This window comes from Bacteroides sp. UBA939 (genome assembly GCF_002293435.1).
Classification (GTDB): Bacteria; Bacteroidota; Bacteroidia; order Bacteroidales; family Bacteroidaceae; genus Bacteroides.
Genome location: NZ_DBDF01000229.1, coordinates 13690 through 19927, shown reverse-complemented (window position 1 = coordinate 19927; position 6238 = coordinate 13690). Strand labels below are relative to the sequence as shown.

The 6238-nt window shown below is 34.1% G+C and carries 6 protein-coding genes and 1 pseudogene; 4 read left to right on the top strand and 3 right to left on the bottom strand.

What is annotated here, in order from left to right; all coding sequences use genetic code 11:
* Together tnpB and tnpA are read right to left on the bottom strand one after the other, a co-directional pair.
* Positions 1–197 (bottom strand): IS66 family insertion sequence element accessory protein TnpB (gene tnpB / locus B2Z67_RS15365; protein ID WP_291530719.1); only part of this gene is annotated, 197 nt, incomplete at its 3' end.
* 4 nt (positions 198–201) lie between these two features.
* A complete protein-coding gene (tnpA, locus tag B2Z67_RS15360; protein ID WP_291530718.1) occupies positions 202–558 on the bottom strand; it encodes an IS66 family insertion sequence element accessory protein TnpA in 357 nt (118 codons plus the stop codon).
* Positions 559–718: 160 nt separating this feature from the next.
* On the opposite strand from tnpA, the gene B2Z67_RS15355 reads away from it, so the two are divergent.
* Positions 719–1978, top strand: a complete 1260-nt coding sequence (locus tag B2Z67_RS15355; protein ID WP_291530717.1) for a 6-bladed beta-propeller — start codon at positions 719–721, stop codon at positions 1976–1978.
* Between the two features lie 286 nt (positions 1979–2264).
* Here the strand turns inward: B2Z67_RS15355 and B2Z67_RS15350 are convergent, their stop codons facing one another.
* A complete protein-coding gene (locus B2Z67_RS15350) occupies positions 2265–2489 on the bottom strand; it encodes a hypothetical protein (RefSeq protein WP_291530716.1) in 225 nt (74 codons plus the stop codon).
* Between the two features lie 381 nt (positions 2490–2870).
* Between B2Z67_RS15350 and B2Z67_RS15345 the strand changes: the two genes are divergently transcribed.
* The 3 genes and pseudogenes from B2Z67_RS15345 (at position 2871) to B2Z67_RS15335 (ending at position 6188) form a co-directional block, all read left to right on the top strand.
* Positions 2871–4118 carry a 6-bladed beta-propeller gene (locus B2Z67_RS15345; protein WP_291530715.1) on the top strand — a complete coding sequence of 416 codons (1248 nt, stop codon included), beginning with the start codon at positions 2871–2873 and terminating at the stop codon, positions 4116–4118.
* Positions 4119–4240: 122 nt separating this feature from the next.
* Positions 4241–4964, top strand: a pseudogene (locus tag B2Z67_RS15340) (S26 family signal peptidase).
* A 123-nt stretch (positions 4965–5087) separates the two neighbouring features.
* On the top strand, positions 5088–6188 hold the full coding sequence (locus tag B2Z67_RS15335) for a 6-bladed beta-propeller (RefSeq protein WP_291530714.1): 1101 nt from the start codon (positions 5088–5090) through the stop codon (positions 6186–6188).
* Positions 6189–6238 lie beyond the last annotated feature (50 nt).

Sequence of the window (6238 nt, the reverse complement as noted above, 5' to 3'; positions counted from 1 at the left end):
ATTACCAGGCCGCCATACTCCATATGAAGTATCTTCATGGAGGTACAAGGCCTATTGATGAAGATAAACGCGTCGCCATCCTGAACATCCATTCCCATCCGGTTGGCAACGATGCCACTAAGAGTATAGAAACTCTTGCGCATATCGGTGGGATAAGGGTATAGATAAAACCTATCCGAGGCTGTAAGGCTGAACATGGGCTTAAGGGATTAAGGTGAGGAGACGCTTGAGTATCTCGAAATCACAGTCACTTCCCAAGTGCAGGATTACACCGTTAGGGTAGGTGATCTTTATATCCCCGGCCTTTACCGGGAACGTGCTTGCTCTTCCGGATTCAATGGAAGTCCGGGTAAGGCGACTGACCGACTCGGAACGGATGGGAATAAACTCTCCGGGAGGATCCAAAGCGGACACAGTTTGCCGCTTAACGGTTTTTATCCAATAATAGAACCGGTTCTCTTTAATGCCTCGTTCCATACAAAACTCACGTACACTTACACCCGAGGCGGTGTATTCATCGTAGAGGTGCTTAAAATAATCTAATGTCCAATATACCATAATCTTCGTTTTGCAGGCAAAGATAACAAGACGGAAGGAAGATTAATAGACGCAGTTAGCCGATCGCTTACAGTGTATTTGTTATATTGTTGTTTAGAACTCAATATTATTTCCCAAAACGTTTGTTTAACACCCCTTTTATGGGACTATAGATTTATATATGAAAAAAATAAAGTTGTTGTATATTGTATTCGTAAATGCATTTTTGTTGACTCAATTGTCGTGCACTACAGAAAAGGCTAATTATGTTTCTTATAGTGAATTGTATGCGGTTGATTTAGATACAGTAGAAATTTTGCACGATTTCAAATATTCTAATATATTTGATTCGGTTAGGGTTATCAGATTGGATAGCGAACATGCACTTTTAGGTGGGATTGATAAAGTGGATGTGTATGATGATAAGCTGGTTGTTTTAGATGCAAATACAGCGCAAGGTGTTTTTATTTTTGATAAAAATGGAAACTTGATAAGAAAGATAGGTAATATAGGTTTTGGTCCCACAGAGTACACTGAATGTACTGATTTTGCAATTGATACGCAACATGCTTCTATTTATGTTTATAATAGATTTGGTAGAAAAATTAATCTTTATGATTTAGAAACAGGTACATATATAAAAACGCTGAATCTTGAGAGGGGTCATAGCGTTGATAGGATTTGGTGTAATAGTGGAATCCTTTACGGAGTAAGCACATCTTTTGATTTGCGAAATACGGATACTAAACATTATATATTAAAACAATTGGATAAAGATAGCGGACGTGAGGTTATGCAATGGATGGATGTGTATCAGTATAATAAAGGTTGGTATGACGAGTTTACTCATACACCTTTGTTCTACCATATTAGTGGTGGTAACGACTTGTTTGCATTTGGACTCTCTGATACAATCATGTGTATCGGAAATGGAGAATTAACTCCATACATGGCATTTAGTGGTAATAAGGTTATAAAATCGGAAGATATATTGAATGAAGAGATTAACCTAAAAGAATCTGATCCACGAAAAAGAGTTGAAATGCGATTTAAAATGTTATCTCAGTTAGGGCAAAAGCAAGGTAAGATAATGAACATCTCAAATTTTTTTGAAAATGATGGAATTTTGTATTTTAAATATATGACATGGCCTTATTTTTTAACAATGTATAACCTGCAGACAGATGCAGTTACTTCATACACTAATCATAAAGATGATGTGTTGTTCTCTTTACACCCTACAGGCTATAGGCCGCCTTCTTTTTTAACATCAGATAATGGAGGTATATATTATTTATATAGAACAGATTTATTGTCTGAATTACGATATTATTTTAAGGAAGGCTTAATCTCTGATAAGGTTATAAACAAGAATGTGCTGGGAAGTATAAATGAAGATTCAAATCCAATAATATTATATTATGAATATGGTAAGAAGTAATAAATATCTCTTATGAGGAGTTGTTCTTTTAATCTTGTTGGTTGTCGTTATTCAAAGAATGAAGGAATGAAAAAAAGGACTGTTTTTGATTGTAATACTTGCTCTTTTTTTGGTATCGAATAATATTTATAGTTATATCCGGTATCAGGAAATGCGTGAAGTTCAATCATTCTTATATGAGTTAAAAAAGATTCGGATACTAAGATTGGACAATTGGAAGCATTGAAAGAATGTAGAGCAAATGAAATACTATTGAGCGGAAATGAAATGTTGCACGATTGGGAGGTTACAGATGCTGGGAGGAACAGGTGGCCGAAATCCAGGTCGTAATCCTTGCCGGGGGCAATTGTCCGGTATGCTGTAGCAAGTCCAGCAAAAGACCGTTCAGTTTGTTGCCGGTATTGAATGAGTATTGAATGCCACTGTCTGATTGATAATCACAGGTCGTGCAGCGAAGACCCAAAACACGATCAATAAGTAAAGGGACGTCTAAACGGGAAAATTCATCCATCACATAGAATCTGCCACCAAAAGGAGTGACTTTATCAGATTTTATTGCTACTTTTGTTTCTATACAAGATACACTTGGATTTATTTGTTTGGTAGCACTAATTTAGGTGATTCTTGGGATATATCCAAACCTTGAGGATGATATTCATTCTCAAGGGGTTGGAGTTGTCAATGACTTATTTAGTTGCGGATTTAAGGTTAATAATTTAAATCTTTCTCCTTGGAAACTATGGTTGGAAAATGAGTGTTTTTTATAACATGCTAATTCTTGATGAGAAGCGAACGTGGTTTTATACAATAATTAATCAAATAACAATGTTTTAACAAGCGAAGAGGTAGCTTATAGTTAGCTATTGATTCGCATTATTTAGAAATTTCTATTATGAAAAGAAGAATTTACACAAACAATGGTCTTTTAATCCTGTATGTGCTGGTATTGTTATCATGTGCTGTGGAGAAGGCTAGTTATTCCGGAAATACAAAAATTTACATGGTTAATTTTGATACGACAAAAATGAGGCGTGATTTCTGTTATTCTAATCTATTCGATTCTGTTACACTTATAAGATTGGATGGCGATCAAGCTATTATTGGGCGTATTGATAAAATGGATTTATATGAAGACAAATTGATTGTTTTAGATGAAAGGCATGCGAAGGGTGTTTTCGTTTTTGACAAAGGGGGAAATCTTATAAGAAAAATAGGTGGTGTTGGATTTAGTCCAGAAGAATATACTACATGTACTGATTTTACAATTGATAATCAGACAGGTGTTGTATATATATATGATCAGATAGGTAAGAAAATATGTCTGTATGATATTGATTCTGGTAATTATCTGAGAACTATAAAGTTGGAAAGTGGTTCTGAAATTCAAAGGATATGGTGTAATAGTGGTATGCTATATACCATAAATACGTTTTTTAGCTCTTGGAATTCTGATGGTGAAAATTATATATTGAGACAATTGGATATAAATAGTGGCCATGAAATAGGTCAATGGATGGATGTGGATCAATATAATAAGGGATGGCGGGATCTGTTTACATTCTCATCTCTGTTTTATCATATTGGGGATGGTAAAGACTTATTGGCATTCGGCCTTTCCGATACGGTGATGTGCATAAATAATGGGAAAATAACTCCATATATGGCATTTAGTGGTGATAAAGTAATAAAACCTGAGGATATATCTGAGGAAGATAAAAATGGTATATTGGATTCGAAGATAAGAACAGAAATGCGTCTTCGTTTAGGGCATAAAATGGATAAGATAACAGGTGTTTTAGACATGTTTAAATGTGATGATAACCTGTATTTTAGTTATACAACTTGGCCTTTATATTTAGGAATATGTAATATGAATACAGGCGAAGTTTCTACATATTCAAATTTTGAAGATGATATATTGTATGCTTCAAAGTTTGTATATCGTACATTGCCTTCTTTTCTAACATCTGATGCCGGAGGAGTGTATTATTGTATAGGAACAGATTATTTGTCAGACTTGAAAGATCATTTAAAAGAAGGATTTATATCTAATAAAGTTACAAATAAAGATGTTATAAAAATAATAAATGAAGATTCAAATCCGATATTATTATATTATGAATATAGTAAAAAGCAGTAAACGCCTTATGGGAATAGTATACATGTAGGTTTATATATGGAAACGGATTCCTAAATATTTGAAAGTTATGAATGCGTTTAGTGATATGTACATAATAAATAGATGTGTATTTGAATATAAAGATGAAAAGTAAAAGTTTTATTAGTAGTAAAAAGAGATTGAATTGGTTTATAAATAAGTTTTTAAATCTGTTCCTGATATTTTGCGGAGTAGTGTTGGTATGGATATTGCTTCAAGTAACCAGTATCGCTACTTTCAAGATTCCTTCGGACTCTATGGAACCTGCCCTGCTTGCCGGAGATAATATCCTGGTGAATAAATGGGTGATGGGAGCGCGTATCTTCAATATTGAGGATGCCCACTATCGGGTGCGTGGTTGTGAGACGCCGCTGGGAAATGTGGAATCTCAGGATGAACTGATGCGTATTGTTGCAAATGGCCGGGAGAATGATTACGGAATAGTGATGAGCGGTTATCCTTACAATGGATTGGTGGATTGGGATATCGTACGCTTCGGTCCCCTTTATCTTCCTGCAAAAGGAGATGGGATAGGAATGAACCCCAAACATGCCGCCCTGTACCGGAATGCGATAGAATGGGAACAGAAAAAGAAACTTACCCTGCGTGGCGATACAATTTTACTGAATGATAGCGTAATCCATACTTACCGCTTTAAAGAGAACTATTACTTTGTAACAGGCGATAAGGTTATGAACTCTCAGGATTCCCGTTACTGGGGCTTACTTCCGGAACCTTTTATTGTAGGCAAGGCTGTCCGGATATGAGTCGGTGGATAGGGATACGGGTGACATTCGCTGGAAACGTATATTAAAACAAATAGAATGAAATGAAATAGATAAGTGATTTTAGATCTATCTGAACTTTATCACTTATTGTTTTAAAGTTTCGATGGCTTAAATATATTAATTCTTAAATTTTGTAATTATGCTAAGAATATGTGTAATATTTATGATTGTACTTTTTACAAGTTGCAATGAACAAGGAAAGATATCTATGGATAGTTTAAAAAAGTATAGCATAGGGTATAGTAACGATTTTTTTCAATGGGATGGATTAATCAGTAATGTAATTCCTATTCAATTAGAGACTGTTGATGATGCTTTAATTGCTAATTCTACTCAAGGAGTAATATGTGAAGAAGATATTTACATATTTGATATAAGATTAGGGAAAGTTGTTAATTTTAGCATAGCGGGTGAATATAAAGGATTAGTGGGAGTAAAAGGGAATGGTCCAGGAGAATATGTGGAATTGAGAGATTTTTGTATTGCTGGAAATTATATTTATATATTGGATTATAAAAAGATACATTGTTTCGATAGAACTACAAGAGAGTTTGTTGAGTCGTGGGCTATAGATGATCGGAATAATTTCAATCCGTCACAATTGTTAGTGTTCGATAAAAATAATTATTTTTTATGGTGTAGTAATCCCGACACTTGGAACGAGAGTAAAGGAGAGTACTATCGTTTAAGAAAAATAAAAGAGAAAAGCATAGAAAATGAATATTTTAAATATGAGTATCGTACATCAGACGACCCTCGTTTCTATTTTAATAAGACTTCTTATTACTTAAAACCAATTGACGGAGAAGATATTGTATATAAGTTAACAAAAGATTCCGTTTTTGCTTCTTTTGCCATTGATTTTGGAAAATATTCTATATCATCAGAACAAATAGATGAACTTCGCAAGAGTAAAGAACGAAATGCTTATTTAAAAAGTAATTCTTATAAAGCGATTTCAAATGTATTGGAAACAAGAGAGTATATATACTTCAAGTGTATTGGGCCTGACGCTCGTACATATGAAGGGCTTATCAATAAAAAAACGGAAAAGGTTAAATTTGGTCTTTGGGATTTTAATAGGAGCCCACGCTTTTTCTTTTCTGATGGTATCTTTTTATATGGATATTATGAACCATATACATTAATCGAAAATAAAACTAATGGAGATGAGTTAAATACATGTTTTGATTCTATGTTTAGTCTGAAAAATATCAATATAAGTGATAATATTATCATTGTTAAAGTATTACTTCAAGAATAGGTTGATTGTTCTGATCCTGCCATGGGCACACATTGCAATAAGCAATGCCA